The following is a 20,921-nucleotide window of genomic DNA, read 5'->3' on the forward strand; positions in this document are numbered from 1 at the left end:
AAATTAAAATGAAAAAAACAATACTTTTATTATGTTTATTATACGCAGGAAACCTATTTTCTCAAGCCTGGGATGAAACTTTTGATGCTAAATATTCTATTGGAGCCACAATTCAAAATAAAGGAATAGGCGCTGAAATTGGTAGTGAGATAGGCATTTCAAATTACTTATCAGTAGCAATCAATATTGGTTATGTAATAAAGACAGAACCTTTAGAGCCCGTTTATGATGGGTGGGGTATAAATATTAATAATAGTAAAAATGCTGATTCATTTGAAAAAATGAATATGGCTGCATCACTGAATCTTCACCTTACGCCTTTTTTCAAAATGGATGGAGAGAAGATAGACATGTCAGTCGGTGGAGTAGTCGGAATTAATGGTATTGGTGGACAAGCAGGATTTAAATATTATTTTTCAGAAAATTTTGGACTCTATTTTAGCGGATATTGTCCCATAGTTAAAAAGAGATTCTTTATAGAAGAATCATCTGCAAGAATTTATTATGATTTTTATACTCAGCCTGTTGCAAGCCTTGGTATTTCTTTTAGTCTATAAATTAAATTGATTGATTACTTTTTGATTTATCAGAACATAAAGTAGGTTTTCAATGAAGACTAAATTTAGTTTTGAACCATTACAATTGTAATACAACTAGTATTGTGTTACTTACAGATATAAAAAAAGGGTTCTGAATTTTCAGAGCCCTTTTTATTTACTTTAATAATTCTAAAATCTTATTTTCAACTGCTACTGAATCCCAGATTTTATCAATACTGTCCATTTTCAGTACTTGTTCCATTATTTCGTTTTGATAATCACCTATCGCTAATGCTTCAGCATAAGGACGATCACTAAAAGTGACTCTACTGTATAATGGAATCCATTTTTCAGGATGTTTGTCTGAGAACCATTTTTCAATTTTCTTCTGTAAAAGGAAATTTTCATCTGCAGTTTTAGAACTCATTTCTAAAAAATTACGATAAGAAAGTTCCGCAATAGCATCTGCATTTGGTTTGCGTGATTTTTCATATTCTGAAAAAATAGTTACCCAATCATCGTCATATTTTTCGATCATCTCATGAAGCACGGTAATGTCTTCAAAACCAGCATTCATTCCTTGTCCATAAAAAGGAACAATAGCATGGCTTGCATCACCTATTAAGGCCACTTTATCTTTATATGTCCAAGGAAAACATTTCATAGTAACCAGCGTGCTTGTAGGATTATTGAAAAAATCTTCGGTAAGCTTCGGGATTACATCAATTGTATCTGGCAAATTTTTCTCAAAAAAGGTTTCAACAGATGCTATGTCTTTTAATGATTCAAATGAGTTTTCCCCTTTAAAAGGCATAAATAAAGTGCACGTAAAACTACCATCAAGATTTGGCAATGCAATTAACATATACTCGCCTCGTGGCCAGATATGGAAAGAATTTTTATCTAATTTATGTGTTCCATCATGGTTTGCAGGAATGTTTAATTCTTTATAACCAATAGGTAAAAATTCTTGCGAATAATCAAACATACTTTGACGCTGCATGCGGTGACGAATCCTAGAGAACGCACCATCTGCACCAAAAACAATATCGTATTTTTTATCCTCCCAAGCACCACGTTCTGTCTCGCCACTGTGAAGTGTTGCATCATCAAGAGAAACATCCCAAATTTTTTGCTCAAAAAAGAATTCTGCTCCTTCGGCTTCCGCCAAATCAATCATTTTTCTATTCAAAACTCCTCTAGATATAGAGTAAATTGATTCTCCTTCTTGACCGTAATTCTGAAAATTTAGTTTGTCTACTAAATGGATAGCCCGTTTATCCATTGGAATTGCTATTTCTCGTATTACGTCACCAATATTCACTGCATCAAGCGCTTTCCAACCCCGATTAGACATCGCTAAATTAATAGAGCGACCGGAAAATTGTATTTTTCTAATATCTGGACTGCGATCATAAACATGAACTTCATGACCTGCTCTACGTAGATAAATAGCTAATAAAGATCCTACTAATCCAGAACCTACAACAGCTATTTTTTTTGAATTTTGCATTAATTATATTTAAAAAGTTCTACGAAATTACTAATTTAAAACTGGAAGAGCTTTGAACTATTTCTTTTTAACTGGCATAAACACCAATTTTGTTGAAGTTCTAACTATCTCCTCTTTATTTAGCATCATTCGTCTGAATTTACCCGCATTATAAAGTTCTGCTTGATCGCTATAATGTGCGCTTAATGGATTTCCTGATTGTCCTGTAGGCAAAATGCTCCAACTATTTTCTATGTCAGAAAAGTCAACAATTCTCCTAGTAGAAGGGCCGCCTTTTACTTTATAATTGCCATCAGCAGTAAAATCAAAGAATAAATTATTAATAACCTCTGTAGAACCTGACACTTCGTAAGGTCCAACATTAAAAAATCCTCTAAGAGCGGCAACTTTTCCTAATGGATGCTCATGCTCTACGGTATGAACTTTATTCCAAGTCCAATCTGCAACCGTATTTCCCAGTTGTTTTTCAAGTGCTACAATTGATTCTTTATATGATTTTGATATGATTTGACTTCTTGTTTCCTTACTATTTTTGGTTCTTATATCATCCCACCAAAGCGATTTTTCATTCGTAATTTGTTTGGCTATAATTTGTTTTACAACATGCGTTCCTAAAAATTGCTGAAAATTTTCTGGACCTAATTCATCTTCAAATGTATTTTTTAAATAATTAAAAATCCATTTATTATAAATGGTCGGTGCTACATCATTTAGATTATTAGAACCTTTCCAATCTTTTAAAACAACTAACGCTTGCTTTTCTGTTTCCGAAAGTGATTTCTCCTCTATATTTGAAATTAAATTGGCAACTACATCAGGAGCAACGGCTGATGTGTTGTCAAAAATCATAGTTCCTACAGCTGCCATATCCCAGTCTGATTTAGGATCTAGTAATTGCGTAATTCTTTTAGCACGGTCTTCTGGTAGATAATAACCAGGATAATTATAACCTTCAATAGCTTCGGGTTGATTGTTAGCCGAATATACATAATTCCACCTTGGGTTTTCAGCAGATGGATTTTTGGAAAAATCTAAATATTCCTTAATGTCCTCTTTACCACTAGCTCCATCCAAAACAAAATTAGTATTTACTCCTTCATTGTGCTTGTATAATTTTCCTGTTGCCCACCAGGCTACATTTCCTTTTGCATCTCCATACATAACATTTAGGCCTGGAGCAGCAATTAATGAAACTCCTTTTTGAAAATCTGCTATGCCCTTTGCATGTGATAATTGATACACTGCTTCTAAAATCTGAATAGGTTGTTGGGTGTAAATCCAAGACATTGCCACAGGTTTGTCTGTTTGCAATCCTTCAATTAAATCATTTACAACAGGACCATGACGCGTTATTTTTACATTTAAAGCAACATCTTTAGCATCTTTTACTTTGATTGTTTTTTTTCGTACCTCATAGGCACTATATCCATTTGGAGTTTTATATAAATTGCCGTCGTTGGGATTGTTCTCTTCCTGATAGAGATCAACATCATCATTTTCAAACATTGTTAATCCATAAGCATATTCTCTATTATGTCCCAATAACGGAAAAGGTGTTCCTGCCAAATACGAACCATATAACTCAAATTCTGGAGTTACAATATGTGCCTCATACCAAGTTCCTGGCTGAGAAAAACCAATATGAGGATCATTTGCAAAAATAACTTTCCCATTTTTTGTTTTCTTAGGTGCAATTACCCAACTGTTACTTCCTATAAAAGGAGAAACGGGTGATTTATCTAAAAGAGCGGCAATTGTTTTTGATATTGCAGCATATTCTTGGGGTCTGTCTTTTACATTTTTTATTTTAGTAGTGTTAAATGAACCATCCAGACCAAAATCCTTTAGATAATCCATGCCATACTTATTTCTTATGTCCGTCATAAGAGGGTCTGATTTTTGGGCAATTGCAAAACTAAAAGACATATATCCAAAAATATTATAGACATCTTTTATGGTGAATTTTTCTTTTTTAATACCTAATATACTAAATTCAACTGGAGTTTTTCCCTGCTCTAAATATTGATTTATACCGTCTAAATAGGATATAGTCAATTGATATTCTGGACTATTTTTATCTAAAGCTTCTATTGCTTTCGCAGAAGCCTCTTCAATTCCTAGACCCGCAAAGAATTGATCATTTTTTAAGGTTACAGATCCAAAAATAGCAGACAAACGACCTGAAGCAATTCTACGCATTACTTCCATTTGCCACAATCGATCTTGCGCATGCACGTAACCCAAAGCAACCATTGCATCCTTTGAATTAGCAGCATAAATATGTGGCACACCAAATTCATCAAAATAAACCGTTGTTTCTTTGTTAATATTTTTTAATTGTTGCTCTCCTTCATATTGGGGTTTTAAATAAAAACCATAAATAAATCCTGCAACCACAGTTAGGATAACCAATGAAAGTAAAACGAGAAGAATCTTTTTAAATATTTTCATCTTTAGATATATTGAAAAACAAATATATAGGATTTAAAACTATTTTTTTACGCAGTTTGAAAGAAACAAATTTAAATAATTTAACCATCTATTTTAAATTTTGTTTAATTTATTTTAAAATTAATTAAACAAAAAGTATCTTTGTTTTAAATTATACAACTTATGAAACATATTTCTAGAGATGATATTTCTCAAATGGAGAAAATAGAAAGATTAAATCTGATCAATTCTTGCACAGGATATAAATCAGCTAACCTAATAGCTACAAAATCTCTGGATGGAGATTCAAATGTTGCCATATTCAGCAGTGTAACCCATCTAGGAAGTAATCCTGCAATGATTGGTTTTATTATGCGACCTACAACTGTCCCAAGAGACACCTACAAAAACATCAAGGAAACTGGTTTTTTTACAGTAAATCACATTACATTAGATATGATAAAAGACGCGCATCATACTTCTGCCAATTATGAATGCGGTGTTTCGGAGTTTGACAAAACAAATTTAGAAGAAGAGTATAAAAAAGATATAAATGTTCCATTTGTGAAAGGGAGTCCTGTTCAGCTATATTGCAAATACATTAATGAATATTATATCAAGGAAAATGATACGATTCATGTAATTGCATCTATTGAAAATCTATTTTTTGAGGAAGAATTAGAACATAAAGACGGTTGGTTACAAATTGACAAAGGAAATGTTGTGGCGCTAAATGGTCTTGATGGGTATTGTTTACCCAAATTAATAGAGCGTTTTCAATACGCACGAAAAGAAATTCCTAGCACGCCTTTTCCAAAAAAATAACATGAGAAAACTGCGATTAATTCTTGGCGATCAGTTAAATTCAGAGCATTCCTGGTTTCAAAAAACAGATGAAAACACACTGTATGTTTTGGCAGAAATGCGTCAAGAAACCGATTATGTAAAACATCACATCCAAAAAGTTGTAGCATTTTTTTTGTCGATGAGAAATTTTTACACACATATAAAAAGTAAAGGACATAAATCCATTTACTTTGAAATTTCGGATATTGAAAACCCACAAAATTTAGAAAAAATCATTTCTAAATGTATTGAAAAATATAGAATTCAAAAATTTGAATATCAATTGCCGGATGAATTTCGATTAGACGAAGAGCTAAAAAAGATTTGCTCTAATTTGACTATACCATCAGAGGCTTTTGACACGGAACACTTTTTTACCAATAGGACTGAACTTTCAGAGTTTTTTGAGGGTAAAAAGCTACTCTTGATGGAGAACTTTTATCGTTATATGCGCAAAAAGCATCATATTATTATGGATGGATCAACACCTTTAGGCAATCAGTGGAATTTTGATGCTAGTAATCGTAAGAAATACAAAGGTGAGGTTCCAGTTCCTTCAGAAAAAAAATTCCAAAAAGAGGTCTCAAAAATAGTTCAGCAAATCAGAGAAGCAGAAATTTCGACTATTGGTAATATTGAATTAAACAGTTTCAGTTGGCCCACTTCACGTGAACAAAGTTTAGAAGTAGTAGATTACTTCTGTAAAAATTTATTAAAACATTTTGGCGATTATGAAGATGCGATGCACACCGATGAAAAATTTCTTTTTCATTCTCGATTGTCCTTTGCGATGAATTCGAAAATGATTTCTCCCAAAGAAGTTATTGAAATCGTAATTTCATATTATCACAAAAACGAATCTAATATTACAATTTCACAAATTGAAGGCTTTGTGCGTCAAATATTGGGTTGGCGAGAATATATTAGAGGTATTTATTGGAAAGAAATGCCAAACTACGCTCAAATGAATGTCTTGAATAATACCAATAAATTACCTGATTTTTTCTGGACAGGAAAAACAAAGATGAATTGTATGAGTCACGCGATTAATCAAAGTTTAGACGACGCTTATGCACACCACATACAACGTTTAATGGTTATTGGTAATTTTACCTTACTCACACAAATAAATCCTGACGAAGTAGACGCTTGGTATCTAGGGGTTTATATTGACGCAATCGAGTGGGTGGAATTACCTAATACACGTGGTATGTCTCAATATGCTGATGGCGGCATTATAGCAACTAAACCCTACGTTTCTTCAGGTAGTTATATCAATAAAATGAGTAATAACTGCGCCAAATGCTATTATAATGTAAAAGATAAATTTGGAGAAAAAGCATGCCCTTTTAATACATTGTACTGGAATTTTCTAGATGAGAAAAAAGAATATTTCAAAGGAAATCAACGAATGGGAATGATGCTAAATATGTTGAATAAAATAAGTCCTGAAGAACTGTATAAAATTAAAATAAAAGCAAATGAAATAATTGAAAATATGGATTCTTACTAAATCATTGAATAAACAAAAAAAGAGTGTTTGAATTCTTTATGAATCCAAACACTCCTCTTTGTATTTAATAAAAACTCTAGTTCTTTTTCTTTCCGTCTATAATTGCTCCTGTACCAGCACCAACTCCTGCTCCTGCAATACCACCTATTATAGCTCCTTCTCCTTTTCTCTTGCTTATAATTGCTCCTGTTGCAGCTCCTACACCAGCTCCAATCACAGCTCCTTTTGCAGTATTACTCCAACCTTTCTTTTTGGTTGTAGTAGAACTTGTTGTAGTAGTTGTTTGTGCAGGCGCCTGATGATTTACTACAATTACTTCTTTTTTAGTTTCAACCTTAGCTTCTTCCACTTTTGCCATCTCTACTTGCATAGAATCAATCACTCTTTGTTTTTCTAAAACAACTTTCATAGAATCAACGGTTGCTTCTTTAGCCACTTGAACATCATTTTTTCCTTGATTTTGACAAGAAACGATCAATAAAGACGCTAAAAATAAGTATAATGCTTTCATAATTTTAATTTAAATAATATATACCGCAAAGAAACATATTATACATTTAATAAAGGTTATATAATTACAGGGAATGCTTATATAATTATAGTAAATCCTTATATAATTTTAGCTTAAGTTCTATTGGCATTAAAAATAGTTGTTAATTTAGAATATAAAATGAAAAATAGTAGTTTTATATTACTTATAAAAGCTAAGAAATTAAAAATTCATGACTACCTTAAAAAAAATCGTGCTCGTTATAGTTAGTCTAATTACTATAATTGTACTTCTAAATTTTGGATTAAATTTTTGGATTGACAGACAACTTCCTCAAATTATTTCTGAAAACAATCCAACTCCATACGCCTTTACTTATAGCGACTTAAAAGTTGATCTTTTATCAAAAAACATCAAAGCATCTCATTTAACTATTAGTCCTAAAAGTAAATCACAAGACAGTTTAAAAAAAATTGGAATTTATGCTAAAATAGAGTCCATAGAAATCATAGATTTTAAAATTTGGGATCTTGTTTTCAGCAAACGCATCAAAGCAAATAGTATAAAAATAAATTCTCCAGAAGCGTTCCTGTATAAAAATACTGAGAACGCCATTAATGATTCTAAAAATATAGGCTCAGAAGTAGTTAAACCATTTGAAGAAATTATAGTTGTTTCAAAAATGGAACTGAATAAGGGTAGCGTAACTTTTATATATACAAAAACTAAAAAACCCATTTTAAGTCTCAAAAATCTGAATTTACAAATTGATGGGATTGTTATCACAGATGATATATTAAAACAAAAAATTCCTTTTCAGTATAAAACCTATGAATTAACCGCTGACAGCATCTATTATAGAGTAAGTAATGTTTACCATCTTAGAGCTAACAATTTTAAAGCAACTACAGAAAATATAACTTTAAAAAAATTCGAATTAATTCCAGAATACAGCCGTAGCGAATTTGTTAAGAAATTAGACAAAGAGAAAGATCTTTTTACATTGCGATCCGAAAGTATTGCAGTAAATGCTATGGATTGGGGATTTAAGGATGATAAACTTTTTTTCAACGCTAATTCGGTTAAAATTGATCAATTAGCAGCAAACATTTACCGAAATAAATTACCAGCTGATGATTTGAGTAAAAAACCTTTATACAGTAAACTGCTACGGGATTTAAAATTCCCTCTAAAATTAGATACATTAGCCATACGAAATTCTGTTTTAGTCTATGAAGAAGAATTGAACTTTCAGAAAGGTCCAGGAGTATTGAAATTTAATAATTTTAATCTAACCGCAACACATATTCAAAGTGGTTATGGTCAAAAAAAGTTAAAAAATGTCAATATTGACATTGATTGCAAATTCATGAAAAACTCACCTTTTAAAGTGAACTGGACATTTAATGTTCTAGACAAACAAGATCGTTTTATAATGCATGGTGAAGTTTCAAATTTAAACACCAACGATTTATATCAGTTTACTAAACCTTACATTAATGCAACAACTCAAGGAATATTTGACAAATTAAAATTTACTATAAAAGGAAATGATATTAATTCCTATGAAAATGCTTCTCTACAATACCATGATTTAAAAGTGACATTATACAAAAAAGGGAAACCAGAGCAGAAAAATAAAATTAAAAGCGCATTGGCCAATTTAATTCTTAAAAATGATTCTAAAGGAGAAGAAATACAAACTAAAGCAACTGTTGAGCGTGTGCAAGAAAAGTCATTTTTCAATTTTTTATGGATTAATATTGCAGCGGTACTAAAACAAATTTTAATATAAAATTGAACAACGGGTTTAGAAATAATTTATTCCTAAACCCGTTGTTGGTTTAATTAAAAAAATGGAATTTATTTACCTCACTTCTTGAATACCTCTTTTTAATATTTGACCAAAAGAATACATATCAACAAAAGAGCTATATAAAGGTACTGGTGCTAAACGGATAACGTTAGGTTCGCGCCAATCCGTAATCACTCCGTTTTTCATTAGATAATCAAATAAGCTTCGTCCTTCACCATGAAGTAAAACTGACAATTGGGATGCTCTTTCTAATGGATTTGAGGGCGTAATTATTTCAAAATTTCCATCAAGTTCTTTAGCAATTTCTTTTAGGATAAATTCTAAATAAGAGGTAATTAAATCTCTTTTCTGAATTAAAGCATCCATTCCTATTTCATCAAACATTTCTACCGATGCTAAATAAGGCGCTAGAGAAAGAATTGGAAGATTGCTTATTTGCCAACCATCGGCGCCATGAACCGGATTAAAAACAGGTTCCATTTTAAAACGGCGTTCTTTATTATGTCCCCACCAACCTGCAAATCGTGGTAATTGGTCATTATGATGGTGTTTTTCGTGAACAAAGCATCCTGAAGCATTTCCAGGTCCCGAATTCATGTATTTATAACTGCACCAAGCTGCAAAATCTACATTCCAATCGTGGAGTTCTAATTTCACATTTCCTGCAGCGTGTGCTAAATCCCAGCCAACATAAGCTCCTACTTTATGACCTGCAGCTGTAATCGTTTTCATGTCAAAAACTTGTCCCGTGTAATAATTTACTCCGCCTATTAAAACCAAAGCTAACTCGTCTCCTACTTCTTCAATTTTAGCCAAAATATCTTCTAAACGAATATTATGTTCGCCATCACGACGTTTAATTTCAACAATGGTGTCATCCATTTTATAGCCATGAAAATGAACTTGGCTTTGAAACATATATTGATCTGATGGAAATGCCTTTTCTTCGCAAATAATTTTAAATCTGGTTTTTGTAGGTCTGTAAAAAGAAACCATCATTAAATGAAGATTTACAGTTAACGTATTCATTACCGTAACTTCAGAAGGCAAAGCGCCTACTATTTTGCTCAAAGGATTGGCAAAACGTTCATGATAGTCCCACCAAGGTTTCTCAGCATAAAAGTGTCCTTCAACGGCAAGATTTGCCCAATCGTTCATTACTTCATCAACATATTTTTTTGTACGCTTGGGTTGCAAACCCAGAGAATTTCCTGTAAAATAAATTACTTTTTCTTCATTAACTTTAGGATAAATAAACTCCTGTTGGTATTTGTTTAAATCATCTTTTGCATCTAATTCTTTGGCAAATTCAAGCGTATTTTTGAAAGTCATCTTTTATATTTTGAAATGTAAAAATAACAAAAAAGAAAATAAACGAAAGTTAATTTTAACAGGAATAAAAAACAAATTCTTAAATAGTAATTCAAATCCTACTAACAGTGGCCTAATAATTGATTATATTTGATTAACTATAAATCATAGATCTAATGCTTAAAAACAGTTTAAACGTAATTATTATAGCTCTAGCTGTGGTGATTTCCTCCTATTTATTTTCGAATGCTTTTCAGAATCGAAACAAAAGTAATGATACAATTAGTGTAACAGGATCAGGAAAGAAAGATTTTGTCTCGGACTTAATTGTTTGGAGTGGTTCTTTTTCTAAAAAAAGCATGACTTTGAAAGAAGCCTATGCTGCATTAGATTCTGACAGAGAAAAAATAAAAACTTACTTATCCGGAAAAGGGATTGCAGCTAATGAAATGGTATTTTCGGCAGTGAGTTTTAACAAGGATATCGAAACTACGTACAATGAAAATGGTACAACTCGCCAACAAATTTTTACCGGTTTTACCTTGACACAAAGTGTAAGCATTCAGTCTAAAGAAGTTAATAAAGTAGAAGAGTTATCAAGACAGTCAAGTGAGTTAATTAATTCTGGAGTCGAATTTTATTCTAATGCACCAGAGTATTACTATACTAAACTGGCGGAATTAAAAATAAAAATGATTGCTGAAGCTACTAAAGATGCTAGCGTAAGAGCAAAAAGTATTGCTGAAAATGCCGATGCCAGTCTAGGAAATCTAAAAAAATCAGACATGGGTGTTTTTCAGATAACGGGTCAAAACTCCTCAGAGGACTTTTCATATGGAGGTTCCTTTAACACGCAGTCTAAAAATAAAACTGCTAATATTACTGTTCGTTTAGTGTATCAAGTGAATTAAATAATTCTCATTGAAGTACTATTTATCCTTTTTAATATAAATTGTGTGAGTGATGGAAGTGGCATCCTTTGTTTTCTTGATAAAGAAAATAAAGATATAGCGTACAGCACGACCCTTGGGGCACACCAAAAAAAAACTCGCCAATATTGACGAGTTTTTTTTGAAATCTAAAATATTTTTAGACTATATAATTAACATAGCATCTCCGTAAGAATAGAATTTGTATCCTTCTTCGATTGCTTCTGCGTAAGCTTTCTTCATTAAATCATGTCCGCAAAATGCAGAAACCATCATCAATAATGTTGATTTTGGCGTATGAAAATTAGTAATCATACAAGTTGGAATCGTAAAATCATGCGGAGGGAAAACGAATTTATTAGTCCAACCGTCAAAAGGATTCAACGTGTTTTGAGACGAAACTGAACTTTCAACAGCACGCATAGAAGTAGTTCCTACGGTACAAATACGTTTCTTTTTTGACTTAGCTTCATTTACAATGTCACACGCTTCTTGAGTAATTTTTAGTTCCTCAGAATCCATTTTGTGTTTTGATAAATCTTCAACCTCAACTGGATTAAAAGTTCCTAAACCTACGTGAAGTGTAACTTCAGCAAATTTAATTCCTTTAATTTCAAGTTTTTTCAATAAATGTTTAGAGAAGTGCAAACCTGCAGTTGGTGCTGCAACAGCTCCTTCTTCTTTTGCATAAATCGTTTGGTAACGTTCTGCATCTTCTGGCGTTACGTCTCTTGAAATGTATTTTGGTATTGGAGTTTCTCCCAATTCTGTCAATTTATTTCTGAATTCTTCGTAAGAACCGTCGTAAAGAAAACGCAATGTTCTTCCACGAGAAGTAGTATTGTCGATAACCTCGGCAACTAGCGAATCGTCATCCCCAAAATATAATTTGTTTCCGATTCTTATTTTACGTGCTGGATCAACTAAAACGTCCCAAAGTCTTTGCTCAGAATTTAATTCTCTAAGTAAAAAAACTTCGATTCTTGCTCCCGTTTTTTCTTTATTTCCATACAAACGAGCTGGAAAAACCTTCGTATTATTCAGAATTAAAACATCGCCTTCATCAAAATAATCGATAACATCTTTGAACATTTTGTGTTCTATAGTTTGCTTTTTACGATCAATAACCATTAGACGTGCTTCGTCTCTGTTTTCAGCAGGATACTCTGCAAGTAATTCTTTTGGCAAGTCGAATTGAAAATGTGATAATTTCATTTTTGTTTTTTGTTTAAAAGATTAAATCCCTCGGCAAAAATATTGCCCCAAATTATAAACTTATATAGGACTGCAAATATACGACTGTGAGATAGGCGTTGTCAAGTGTTTTGCTGTTTAATTTAAAAACTAAGTCGCAAAGTCACAAAATATCAGCTATTTAACCCGCAAACATTGACAATTATTGACTAATTTAAGAAATAAAAAAGCCTAAACTTTTCATATCTTCCCAGAAATCAGGATACGATTTTGAAACTACATCAGCGTTTTCAATTATAATAGGCACTTTTAAAGCTAAAGGAGCAAATGCCATTGCCATTCTGTGGTCGTTATAAGTGGCGATTTTTACATTGTGATTAATTGTATTTGATGGTTCTAATGTTAAACTATCATTCGTTACAGAAATAGTTGCCCCTAGTTTAGTAAGCTCTACTCTTAATGCTTCTAGGCGATCTGTTTCTTTTATTTTTAATGTATGAAGTCCTGTTAGATGACAACCTATTCCTAATCCTAAACAAGTTACCACAATGGTTTGTGCAATATCTGGAGTGTTATTAAGATCTAAATTTAAAATTTCAGGTTTAAAGTTTGGCACTTTACTCAAAGACAACGTATTGTTTTCGAAATTCGAAATAACGCCCATTTTCTTGTAAATTTCGACCAAAGCTGAATCGCCTTGTAAACTATTTTCTTTATAGCTCGTTAATGTAATAGAAGCCGTTTCTGATAAAGCAACCAAACTAAAAAAATACGAAGCCGAACTCCAATCGGACTCTACCACCATTTCTTTAGTTTCTACTTCTTGTTTTGGAAAGACTTTGATTATATTCCCTTCAAAACTAGTTTGGATATCAAGATCATTCAGCAAAGCTAATGTCATTTTGATATATGGAACTGAGGTGATTTCACCAACGAGAGTCAATTCAATACCATTGTCTAATTTTGGTGCAATTAATAAAAGTGCCGAAATATATTGGCTGCTGACATTAGCAGGAATACTAACTTTATTACTTGAGATTTTTTTTCCTTTAATGCGAATAGGAGGAAAACCTTCTTGTTTTTCATAGGTAATTTGGGCACCCAATTGTTTTAGTGAATCAACCAAAACTTTAATGGGGCGTTCTGTCATTCTTTGTGAACCCGTCAAGACGACTTCACGTCCTTCTTGTGTAGCAAAATAAGCACTTAAAAAACGCATTGCAGTTCCTGCATGATGAATATCTAGATCCCTTGTTTCTCGAGATGACAAATCAGCGTTTAATGCTTTTTGCATCACTTCACTATCATCGGAATTAGAAGTATTCGCCAAAGTGATATTAGGGAATAACGCTTGTAATAATAATAATCGGTTGGTTTCACTTTTCGAGCCAGTAACGGCAATCTGAGCTTTTAAATTAGAATGGATAGTTTGTAACAGTAAATTCATGTTGTAATTATGAGTTTTGAATTTCGAATTATGGTTAGCATAATTCAAGTTTGCAATTTAACACTCCTCCTTTATAATTCATAATTTAAAAACTACAAATTACTTCAGTTTATCGTTGTTTTTGTGACGATCTTTGTCTCTAACTGACTTTAAATCCATCTTTTTATCAAAAGCAGCTTGTAAATCAATCCCAGTTTGATTGGCTAGACATAAAACAACAAAAACCACATCGGCTAATTCCTCGCCAAGATCTTTATTTTTATCACTTTCTTTTTCTGATTGTTCTCCATAACGACGGGCTATTATTCTAGCTACTTCACCTACTTCCTCAGTAAGTTGAGCCATATTTGTCAGTTCATTAAAATAACGAACACCGTGTTCTTTTATCCAATTATCTACTTCTAGTTGGGAGTTTTTTAAGTCCATATTTACTGTATTTCAATTTTATTAATTTCTTCTATTATCCTGTTTACTTCTATCAAAGTTGTTATTAATGTTTGATATTGTTTGATATCGTTAGATTCTAACAACTTCCGTTTTCTGTCTATTAGCCATTTTTTTGCGGGTTGAGAGTTTCCGATACAAAGGTTCCAAACTGCCTCAGGAATATTTGCAAAGTATTGTGTTTCGTTTATAAATACACTTCCTAAATTTCCGCTACTACAATTTTCTTCAATACAATTCCCCACCTTTGGAGGAATGCCCGTAGGACACGGTGGTATTTCTAAGACATCACAGCCATTCCCGTCATAATTATCAATAATAAACTTTTCTAAATCATTCATCACTTTACTCCTATTCTGTAAAACATCGACAACAGGAATTCGGAATATTTTTAAACCCAAGGATTTTAAATAACGTTCTCTTTCTGCATCATACTTTTCCTTTCCTTCATGACTTAAGCCATCTATTTCGACAACTAATCCTAGCTTTTTAGCGTAAAAATCAACGATGTAATTCCCAATAATTCTTTGTCGGTCAAAATCTATCTTATAAAAATGATTTTTATGTACTTGCATCCAAAATAAAACCTCTGATAAATTTTCTGCATATCGAAGTGCTTTTGCTCTTTCTTTTAATTTTGGATTATAAGGTAAAGTAGTTATTGTGTTGTGATAAATTTTTATGTTTTTAATAGTAAAATGTGGTGGAGTTATTTTATTTATTTGTTCGCCCGTCCCAGTATAAAAAACCACCCCAACCGCTGGGCACTCCTCCGAAGGAGGGGAATTCGAGATACTAAATTCCCCTCCTTTGGAGGGGTAAATGTAAGCCGGGGTGGTATTTGCAATTTCAAATCTTATATTATCTACTAAATTATCACCCGCTAAACGAAATTGAGCAATATTATCTTCTACAAATGGACTTAACAGCAAATTTATCTCCCTCAACTCCTTTCCCAATTTTACCAATTTCCAAAAATCATTACTAACTTTTGGAAAAGGGATTTTTAGAAAATCTGCGCTAAAAGATTTCTGAAATTTTTCTTTATAAATAGCTGAAAAAGAAACAGCATAAATATAATCAAGGAAATCTATTGTTCTAAAAACTTGTTTGAAATCGTCTCTTAATTCTTCATTGTTGTTGGCAAAACAGACATTGCCATTTTCTTTTTTAGGAAGAAACTCCAAACCTAATTTTTGAGCAAATTCAGCTATGATTTCAGAGTTTAAATCAGGAATAAGCAGGGTAACTTTTTCTGTCGTTAACTCTTTATATAAAACTGAATTTAAATTTTGAATATACTGTTCTAAAGTCATCTAGGCTGGAATTTAAAAAAGCGTAAAGAATTTATAATAAAGAATTCAACACTAACACTTGACTTATTCTTTATTCTTACTGTCAATTAGTATTGTAACCGGTCCATCATTTAGTAATGAAACTTTCATGTCTGCACCAAAAACTCCGGTTTGCACTTTCTTACCCAATTGTTTTTCCATGCATTTTACAAAGCTTTCATACAATGGAATTGCAACATCAGGTTTTGAAGCCTTGATATAAGAAGGACGGTTTCCTTTTTTGGTATTGGCGTGTAACGTAAATTGGCTCACTACAATTACATCACCATTACTCTCTTTTACGGAAAGATTCATTACTCCATTCTCATCACCAAAAATCCTAATATTGGCTATTTTAGCAGCAAGCCAATCAATGTCTTCTTGATTATCGGCATCTTCGATACCAACTAACACCAACAAACCTTTCTGAATATCAGCGACTACTTTTGAATCAATGGTAACTGAGGCAGAAGATACTCTTTGGATTACTGTTTTCAATTTTTGATATTTAAGATTTACGGCAGGATTTACTCTCTTGTTTTATCGCTAATTATTCGATCTTCATTGTGAATATCGGTTCTATAATTTTCATCATCTCCTTCTAAAATCTTGAGGTAACTATTGTATCGGGACCATGCAATTTCATCTCTTTCTAAAGCTGCTTTAATGGCACAATGCGGTTCTTCTTTATGCAAACAATTATTGAATTTGCACTGCTCTTTTAATTTGAAAAACTCCGGGAAATAGCCACTAATTTCTTCTTTTTCCATATCAACGATTCCAAAACCTTTGATTCCAGGAGTGTCGATAATTTTAGCATCAAAAGACAAATCATACATTTCTGCAAAAGTCGTCGTATGTTGTCCTTGTTTACTTGCTTCCGAAATCGTTTTTGTTTTTAGATGTAAAGTAGGTTCCATTGCATTTACCAAAGTCGATTTTCCTACACCAGAATGTCCTGAAAACATACTTACTTTACCGATCATCATTTCCTTCAGCTCATCAATTCCTTTCATTTCTGTCGATGAAACGCGCAGGCATTTATATCCAATCTCCTGATAAACGTGTTGCATGTACAATTGTTCGTCAAGCGTAGCTTCATCAAAAGTATCTATTTTATTAAAAACTAAGATCGTTTCAATTCCATAAGCTTCAGCCGTTACCAAAAAACGATCAATAAAATTGAAAGTAGTTGGTGGATTATTAATGGTAATTAATAAAAACACACGATCAATATTAGAGGCAATAATATGCATTTGATGAGATAAATTCACTGACTTACGAACGATATAATTTTTACGTTCATGAATATGGTGAATTGTTCCTGTAATAGTATCTGAGGATTCTTCTAATTCATAATCTACGATATCGCCCACGGCAATAGGATTGGTACTTTTAATTCCTTTGATTCTGAATTTCCCTTTCATACGGCATTCTATAAAATCTCCTTGATCAGATTTTACGGTGTACCAACTTCCTGTAGATTTATATACTAGTCCTGTCATGTAGGCTTTTTGATTGAAGATTAACGATTGCTGATTTCTAATTTAAAATCTATCGATTTGCAAAGGTAAATAATTTAAGATTGAGGAGTAAGGATTTTAGACTTATGATTTTAAAACAATATCTAAATAAAAAATCCCAAAATGTATAATCCTGGGATTTTTCTTTAAGTTCCATTTTATCGGCTCACAAAAGTAAAAATCGTTAACCTAAAACTCTTATTCCTTAAACATTTACTATTTTTTCTTGGTGACCAATACTTTCTTGGTGAATTGCTTTGAACATTCTAAGTACAAACTCTTCTGTCAAACCTCTTTTTTCTCCTTCAAGGATCATTTTTCCAAGGATTTCATTCCAACGTGTATTTTGAAGTACCGCAACATTAGCGTCTTTTTTCACCTGCCCTATTTCGTCAGCTACTTTCATACGCTTTCCTAATAAGTCTAGTAAATTAGTATCTAAAACATCAATATTCGCTCTCAGTTTTTTCATTTTCTGAGTGTATTCATCTGATGCATCATCTTGTTTTCTTACTCTCAAATCCTTGAAAATTTGTTTCAAAGCATCAGGTGTTACTTGCTGCGCAGCATCACTCCAAGCATTATCTGGATCCGTATGTGTTTCGATAATCATACCATCATAATTTAAATTTAGCGCTTCCTGTGTTACTTCAAGAATCATTTCTCTGTTCCCAGTAATATGTGATGGATCAATGATTAAAGGTAAATCTGGAAATTTATTTTGCAAGTCAATAGCAATTTGCCATTCTGGAATGTTTCTGTATTTTGTTTTTTCGTACGTAGAAAAACCTCTGTGAATTACTCCTAATTTTTTGATTCCAGCAGCATGCAAACGTTCTACACCACCCAACCACAAAGCCATATCAGGATTTACGGGATTTTTTATCAAAACAATTTTATCCGTTCCCGCTAATGTATCAGCAATTTCCTGAACAGCAAACGGATTGGCAGTCGTACGAGCACCAACCCATAAAACATCGATATCATATTCTAAAGCTAATTTACAGTGTGCAGCAGTAGCAACCTCAGTTCCCATCAGCAAACCCGTTTCTTTCTTAGCTTTTACTAACCATTTCAATCCAATTTCTCCAACACCTTCAAATCCTCCTGGACGCGTTCTTGGTTTCCAGATTCCAGCTCTAAAAATACTGACATCTGAGTTCTTCAATTCATGTGCAATTTTCAACACTTGCTCTTCTGTTTCCGCACTACAAGGACCTGCTATTACTAGAGGATGTGTTAAATTAAAATCATTTAACCACGTTCTCATTTCTTTATTATTTTCCATATTTTCTAAATTTATTCCCACCCTAACCCTCCCGCCACGGCGGGGAAGGAGCCAAAATAGGATTGTTGTTAATTATTTTATTATGTTTTGTTTTTAACTTCAGACTATGACTGACTACTTTTTCATTCCGTTCAAAATTTCTTTTATTCTATTCACACTTTCCATTTCCTCAAAAATGGCGTTATAATCTTCGTTTATCAGTAAATCTTTAAACTGAGTCAAATTAGAAATATATTCTTCTAGCGTTTTTATAACTTGCTTTCTGTTTTGTTTAAAAATTGGTGTCCACATGGCTGGTGAACTTTTAGCTAATCGAACAGTACTTTCAAAACCAGAACCCGCCATGTCAAATATATCCTGCTCGTGTTTTTCTTTATTAATTACAGTCTTTCCAAGCATAAACGAACTAATATGCGATAAATGCGAAACGTAAGCAATGTGTTTATCATGCGATTTGGGTTCCATATAACGAATTCTCATTCCCAAATCTCTAAATAATTCCAGTGCCTTTTCCTGAAGTTTAAAAGCTGTTTTCTCTACCTCACAAATAATATTAGTTTTCCCTTCAAACAAACCGTGTATGGCGGCTGATGGTCCAGAAAATTCAGTTCCTGCTATAGGATGTGTAGCAATAAAATTTCTTCTTTTTGGATGATTGGCAACTGCTTCACAAATAGGCATTTTAGTCGAACCAACTTCAAAAACTATTGTATCATCTCCAATTGCGTCTAATACAGTTGGCAAAACTACCATCGCCACATCTACGGGAACAGACACAATTACAAAATCTGCCGATGCTAAATCTTCTATTTTTCCAGCCAAATCTACAACGCCTAAATCAATTGCTTCTTGTAAATGCTTTTCGTTAGCGTCAATACCAAAAATCGTGGAATTCGGTTGCAACACTTTGATGTCTAATGCCATCGAACCGCCTATCAATCCTATTCCTACTACGTATACTTTCATTTTTTGTTTTTTTTGAAGCCAATCCTGCTATCCGCTGTATCTTTTTTTGGCCGAAAAGCCAAAAAAAGGATGCCGCTTCTATCAGGGCTAGGGTAACTTTTTTCAATCACAACATTCTTCCTTTCAATAATTTATCGTTATTCCGTTAGAGTTAAAGACGCGATTCATCGCGTCTCTACAGTGTCAATCTTTCTATTGCTTCCTGTACTTTATCCTCTTTCACACACAATGAAAACCGAATATATCCTTCGCCATTACTACCAAAAATAGTTCCTGGTGTGATGAATATCGATTTTTCATATAAGATTTGGTCAATGAACTTCTCTGCTGAAGTTATTCCTTGTGGTAATTTTGCCCAAACAAATAATCCAACTCCTTCCTTATATACTTTGCATCCTAGTTTCTCAGCCAATTCCTCTGTCAAAACTCTTCTTTTTTTATAAATCGCATTCATTTCTTCAAACCAAGAAGCATCACTTTTCAAAGCTTCAATGGCTCCTTTTTGGATTCCAAAAAACATCCCGCTGTCCATATTACTTTTTACTTTCAAAATAGCATCAATACATGCGGCATTTCCTAAAACCATTCCGACTCTCCAACCTGCCATATTAAAAGTTTTACTCAAAGAGTTTAGTTCTAAAGCCACCTCTTTTGCCCCTTCAACCTGCAACAAACTCATCGGATTGTCATTCAAAACAAAACTATACGGATTGTCATTTACTAGTACTATTTGATGCTTTTTGGCAAAAGCTACTAACTTTTCAAACAATTCCAAATTTCCTCTCGCTCCTGTTGGCATGTGTGGATAACCAATCCACAAGAGTTTTACTTTCGAGAGGTCTAATTTTTCTAAAGCTTCAAAATCAGGCTCCCAATTCGTGTTTTCTTTTAGATCATAATAAATAGGAACCGCTCCTACTAAATTGGTCACCGAAGTGTACGTTGGATATCCCGGATTCGGAATCAAAACTTGGTCTCCTTCATTCAAGAAAGCCAATGAAATATGCATAATCCCTTCTTTAGAACCCATCAAAGGCAAAATTTCTGTATTTGGATTCAAAGTGACATTATAATTATTTTTATAAAAATCAGCCATTCCCTGACGCAATTCTGGCAAGCCTTGATAACTTTGATATTGATGTGCAGCATCTTCCTGCATTGCTGCAATCATAGCATCAACTACTGCTTTTGACGGCAGTAAATCAGGGCTTCCAATTCCCATATTGATAATTGGTTTCCCCTCTGAAGCCAATTGCCTAACTTCTCTCAGTTTTGAGGAAAAATAGTACTCTTCAATTGTGTCTAAACGTTTCGCTGTTGTAATCATGATTTCATTTT

18 protein-coding genes are annotated in these 20,921 nt (G+C 32.9%); 5 read left to right on the forward strand and 13 right to left on the reverse strand.

Annotated features, from left to right (window positions below; genetic code table 11):
* Positions 1 to 8 precede the first annotated feature (8 nt).
* A complete protein-coding gene (locus H2650_RS13245) occupies positions 9 to 557 on the forward strand; it encodes a DUF6646 family protein (protein WP_188051295.1) in 549 nt (182 codons plus the stop codon).
* 157 nt (positions 558 to 714) lie between these two features.
* On the opposite strand, the gene H2650_RS13250 is transcribed toward H2650_RS13245, so the two are convergent.
* Together H2650_RS13250 and H2650_RS13255 are read right to left on the reverse strand one after the other, a co-directional pair.
* The gene (locus tag H2650_RS13250) at positions 715 to 2,052 is read right to left on the reverse strand and encodes an NAD(P)/FAD-dependent oxidoreductase (protein WP_188051296.1); all 1,338 of its coding nucleotides are present in this window, start codon (positions 2,050 to 2,052) and stop codon (positions 715 to 717) included.
* Positions 2,053 to 2,109: 57 nt separating this feature from the next.
* Entirely contained in the window at positions 2,110 to 4,503 is a 2,394-nt protein-coding gene (locus H2650_RS13255) for a penicillin acylase family protein (protein WP_188051297.1), read from the reverse strand.
* Between the two features lie 162 nt (positions 4,504 to 4,665).
* Between H2650_RS13255 and H2650_RS13260 the strand changes: the two genes are divergently transcribed.
* Both H2650_RS13260 and H2650_RS13265 read left to right on the forward strand, forming a co-directional pair.
* A complete protein-coding gene (locus H2650_RS13260; RefSeq protein ID WP_188051298.1) occupies positions 4,666 to 5,307 on the forward strand; it encodes a flavin reductase family protein in 642 nt (213 codons plus the stop codon).
* A gap of 1 nt (position 5,308) precedes the next feature.
* On the forward strand, positions 5,309 to 6,841 hold the full coding sequence (locus H2650_RS13265; protein WP_188051299.1) for a cryptochrome/photolyase family protein: 1,533 nt from the start codon (positions 5,309 to 5,311) through the stop codon (positions 6,839 to 6,841).
* A gap of 76 nt (positions 6,842 to 6,917) precedes the next feature.
* Here H2650_RS13265 and H2650_RS13270 read toward each other — a convergent pair whose 3' ends face one another.
* Positions 6,918 to 7,352 (reverse strand): YMGG-like glycine zipper-containing protein, encoded by a 435-nt coding sequence (locus H2650_RS13270; protein ID WP_188051300.1) that lies wholly within the window; start codon positions 7,350 to 7,352, stop codon positions 6,918 to 6,920.
* Between the two features lie 211 nt (positions 7,353 to 7,563).
* Between H2650_RS13270 and H2650_RS13275 the strand changes: the two genes are divergently transcribed.
* Positions 7,564 to 9,126: a hypothetical protein gene (locus H2650_RS13275; RefSeq protein ID WP_188051301.1), complete on the forward strand. Its 1,563-nt coding sequence runs from the start codon at positions 7,564 to 7,566 to the stop codon at positions 9,124 to 9,126.
* A gap of 72 nt (positions 9,127 to 9,198) precedes the next feature.
* Here the strand turns inward: H2650_RS13275 and kynU are convergent, their stop codons facing one another.
* Entirely contained in the window at positions 9,199 to 10,479 is a 1,281-nt protein-coding gene (gene kynU, locus H2650_RS13280) for a kynureninase (protein WP_188051302.1), read from the reverse strand.
* Positions 10,480 to 10,634: 155 nt separating this feature from the next.
* On the opposite strand from kynU, the gene H2650_RS13285 reads away from it, so the two are divergent.
* Positions 10,635 to 11,369, forward strand: a complete 735-nt coding sequence (locus H2650_RS13285; RefSeq protein WP_188051303.1) for an SIMPL domain-containing protein — start codon at positions 10,635 to 10,637, stop codon at positions 11,367 to 11,369.
* 183 nt (positions 11,370 to 11,552) lie between these two features.
* Here H2650_RS13285 and queA read toward each other — a convergent pair whose 3' ends face one another.
* The 9 genes from queA to H2650_RS13330 all read right to left on the reverse strand — a co-directional run bounded on the left by queA (position 11,553) and on the right by H2650_RS13330 (position 20,910).
* Positions 11,553 to 12,602, reverse strand: coding sequence for a tRNA preQ1(34) S-adenosylmethionine ribosyltransferase-isomerase QueA (gene queA, locus H2650_RS13290; RefSeq protein ID WP_188051304.1), 1,050 nt, complete (start codon positions 12,600 to 12,602; stop codon positions 11,553 to 11,555).
* 193 nt (positions 12,603 to 12,795) lie between these two features.
* Entirely contained in the window at positions 12,796 to 14,028 is a 1,233-nt protein-coding gene (gene aroA / locus H2650_RS13295; RefSeq protein ID WP_188051305.1) for a 3-phosphoshikimate 1-carboxyvinyltransferase, read from the reverse strand.
* 99 nt (positions 14,029 to 14,127) lie between these two features.
* Entirely contained in the window at positions 14,128 to 14,454 is a 327-nt protein-coding gene (locus H2650_RS13300) for a nucleotide pyrophosphohydrolase (protein WP_188051306.1), read from the reverse strand.
* A 2-nt stretch (positions 14,455 to 14,456) separates the two neighbouring features.
* A complete protein-coding gene (locus tag H2650_RS13305) occupies positions 14,457 to 15,788 on the reverse strand; it encodes a type ISP restriction/modification enzyme (protein ID WP_188051307.1) in 1,332 nt (443 codons plus the stop codon).
* 63 nt (positions 15,789 to 15,851) lie between these two features.
* Complete coding sequence (dtd, locus tag H2650_RS13310) at positions 15,852 to 16,304, reverse strand: D-aminoacyl-tRNA deacylase (protein ID WP_188051308.1); 453 nt, start codon at positions 16,302 to 16,304, stop codon at positions 15,852 to 15,854.
* Positions 16,305 to 16,333: 29 nt separating this feature from the next.
* Positions 16,334 to 17,311, reverse strand: a complete 978-nt coding sequence (rsgA, locus tag H2650_RS13315) for a ribosome small subunit-dependent GTPase A (RefSeq protein WP_188051309.1) — start codon at positions 17,309 to 17,311, stop codon at positions 16,334 to 16,336.
* Between the two features lie 223 nt (positions 17,312 to 17,534).
* Positions 17,535 to 18,617, reverse strand: a complete 1,083-nt coding sequence (locus H2650_RS13320) for a bifunctional 3-deoxy-7-phosphoheptulonate synthase/chorismate mutase type II (RefSeq protein ID WP_188051310.1) — start codon at positions 18,615 to 18,617, stop codon at positions 17,535 to 17,537.
* 114 nt (positions 18,618 to 18,731) lie between these two features.
* On the reverse strand, positions 18,732 to 19,583 hold the full coding sequence (locus H2650_RS13325) for a prephenate dehydrogenase (RefSeq protein ID WP_188051311.1): 852 nt from the start codon (positions 19,581 to 19,583) through the stop codon (positions 18,732 to 18,734).
* Between the two features lie 175 nt (positions 19,584 to 19,758).
* Positions 19,759 to 20,910: a pyridoxal phosphate-dependent aminotransferase gene (locus H2650_RS13330; RefSeq protein WP_188051312.1), complete on the reverse strand. Its 1,152-nt coding sequence runs from the start codon at positions 20,908 to 20,910 to the stop codon at positions 19,759 to 19,761.
* Between the last annotated feature and the right edge of the window lie 11 nt (positions 20,911 to 20,921).

Source organism: Flavobacterium sp. GP15 (assembly GCF_014281985.1).
GTDB lineage: Bacteria > Bacteroidota > Bacteroidia > Flavobacteriales > Flavobacteriaceae > Flavobacterium > Flavobacterium pygoscelis.

Bases quoted from the DNA above. Each gene is read 5' to 3' on its own strand.
- H2650_RS13245 (WP_188051295.1), top strand. From the start codon at position 9: ATGAAAAAAACAATACTTTTATTATGTTTATTATACGCAGGAAACCTA.
- H2650_RS13250 (WP_188051296.1), bottom strand. From the start codon at position 2,052: ATGCAAAATTCAAAAAAAATAGCTGTTGTAGGTTCTGGATTAGTAGGA.
- H2650_RS13255 (WP_188051297.1), bottom strand. From the start codon at position 4,503: ATGAAAATATTTAAAAAGATTCTTCTCGTTTTACTTTCATTGGTTATC.
- H2650_RS13260 (WP_188051298.1), top strand. From the start codon at position 4,666: ATGAAACATATTTCTAGAGATGATATTTCTCAAATGGAGAAAATAGAA.
- H2650_RS13265 (WP_188051299.1), top strand. From the start codon at position 5,309: ATGAGAAAACTGCGATTAATTCTTGGCGATCAGTTAAATTCAGAGCAT.
- H2650_RS13270 (WP_188051300.1), bottom strand. From the start codon at position 7,352: ATGAAAGCATTATACTTATTTTTAGCGTCTTTATTGATCGTTTCTTGT.
- H2650_RS13275 (WP_188051301.1), top strand. From the start codon at position 7,564: ATGACTACCTTAAAAAAAATCGTGCTCGTTATAGTTAGTCTAATTACT.
- kynU (WP_188051302.1), bottom strand. From the start codon at position 10,479: ATGACTTTCAAAAATACGCTTGAATTTGCCAAAGAATTAGATGCAAAA.
- H2650_RS13285 (WP_188051303.1), top strand. From the start codon at position 10,635: ATGCTTAAAAACAGTTTAAACGTAATTATTATAGCTCTAGCTGTGGTG.
- queA (WP_188051304.1), bottom strand. From the start codon at position 12,602: ATGAAATTATCACATTTTCAATTCGACTTGCCAAAAGAATTACTTGCA.
- aroA (WP_188051305.1), bottom strand. From the start codon at position 14,028: ATGAATTTACTGTTACAAACTATCCATTCTAATTTAAAAGCTCAGATT.
- H2650_RS13300 (WP_188051306.1), bottom strand. From the start codon at position 14,454: ATGGACTTAAAAAACTCCCAACTAGAAGTAGATAATTGGATAAAAGAA.
- H2650_RS13305 (WP_188051307.1), bottom strand. From the start codon at position 15,788: ATGACTTTAGAACAGTATATTCAAAATTTAAATTCAGTTTTATATAAA.
- rsgA (WP_188051309.1), bottom strand. From the start codon at position 17,311: ATGACAGGACTAGTATATAAATCTACAGGAAGTTGGTACACCGTAAAA.
- H2650_RS13320 (WP_188051310.1), bottom strand. From the start codon at position 18,617: ATGGAAAATAATAAAGAAATGAGAACGTGGTTAAATGATTTTAATTTA.
- H2650_RS13325 (WP_188051311.1), bottom strand. From the start codon at position 19,583: ATGAAAGTATACGTAGTAGGAATAGGATTGATAGGCGGTTCGATGGCA.
- H2650_RS13330 (WP_188051312.1), bottom strand. From the start codon at position 20,910: ATGATTACAACAGCGAAACGTTTAGACACAATTGAAGAGTACTATTTT.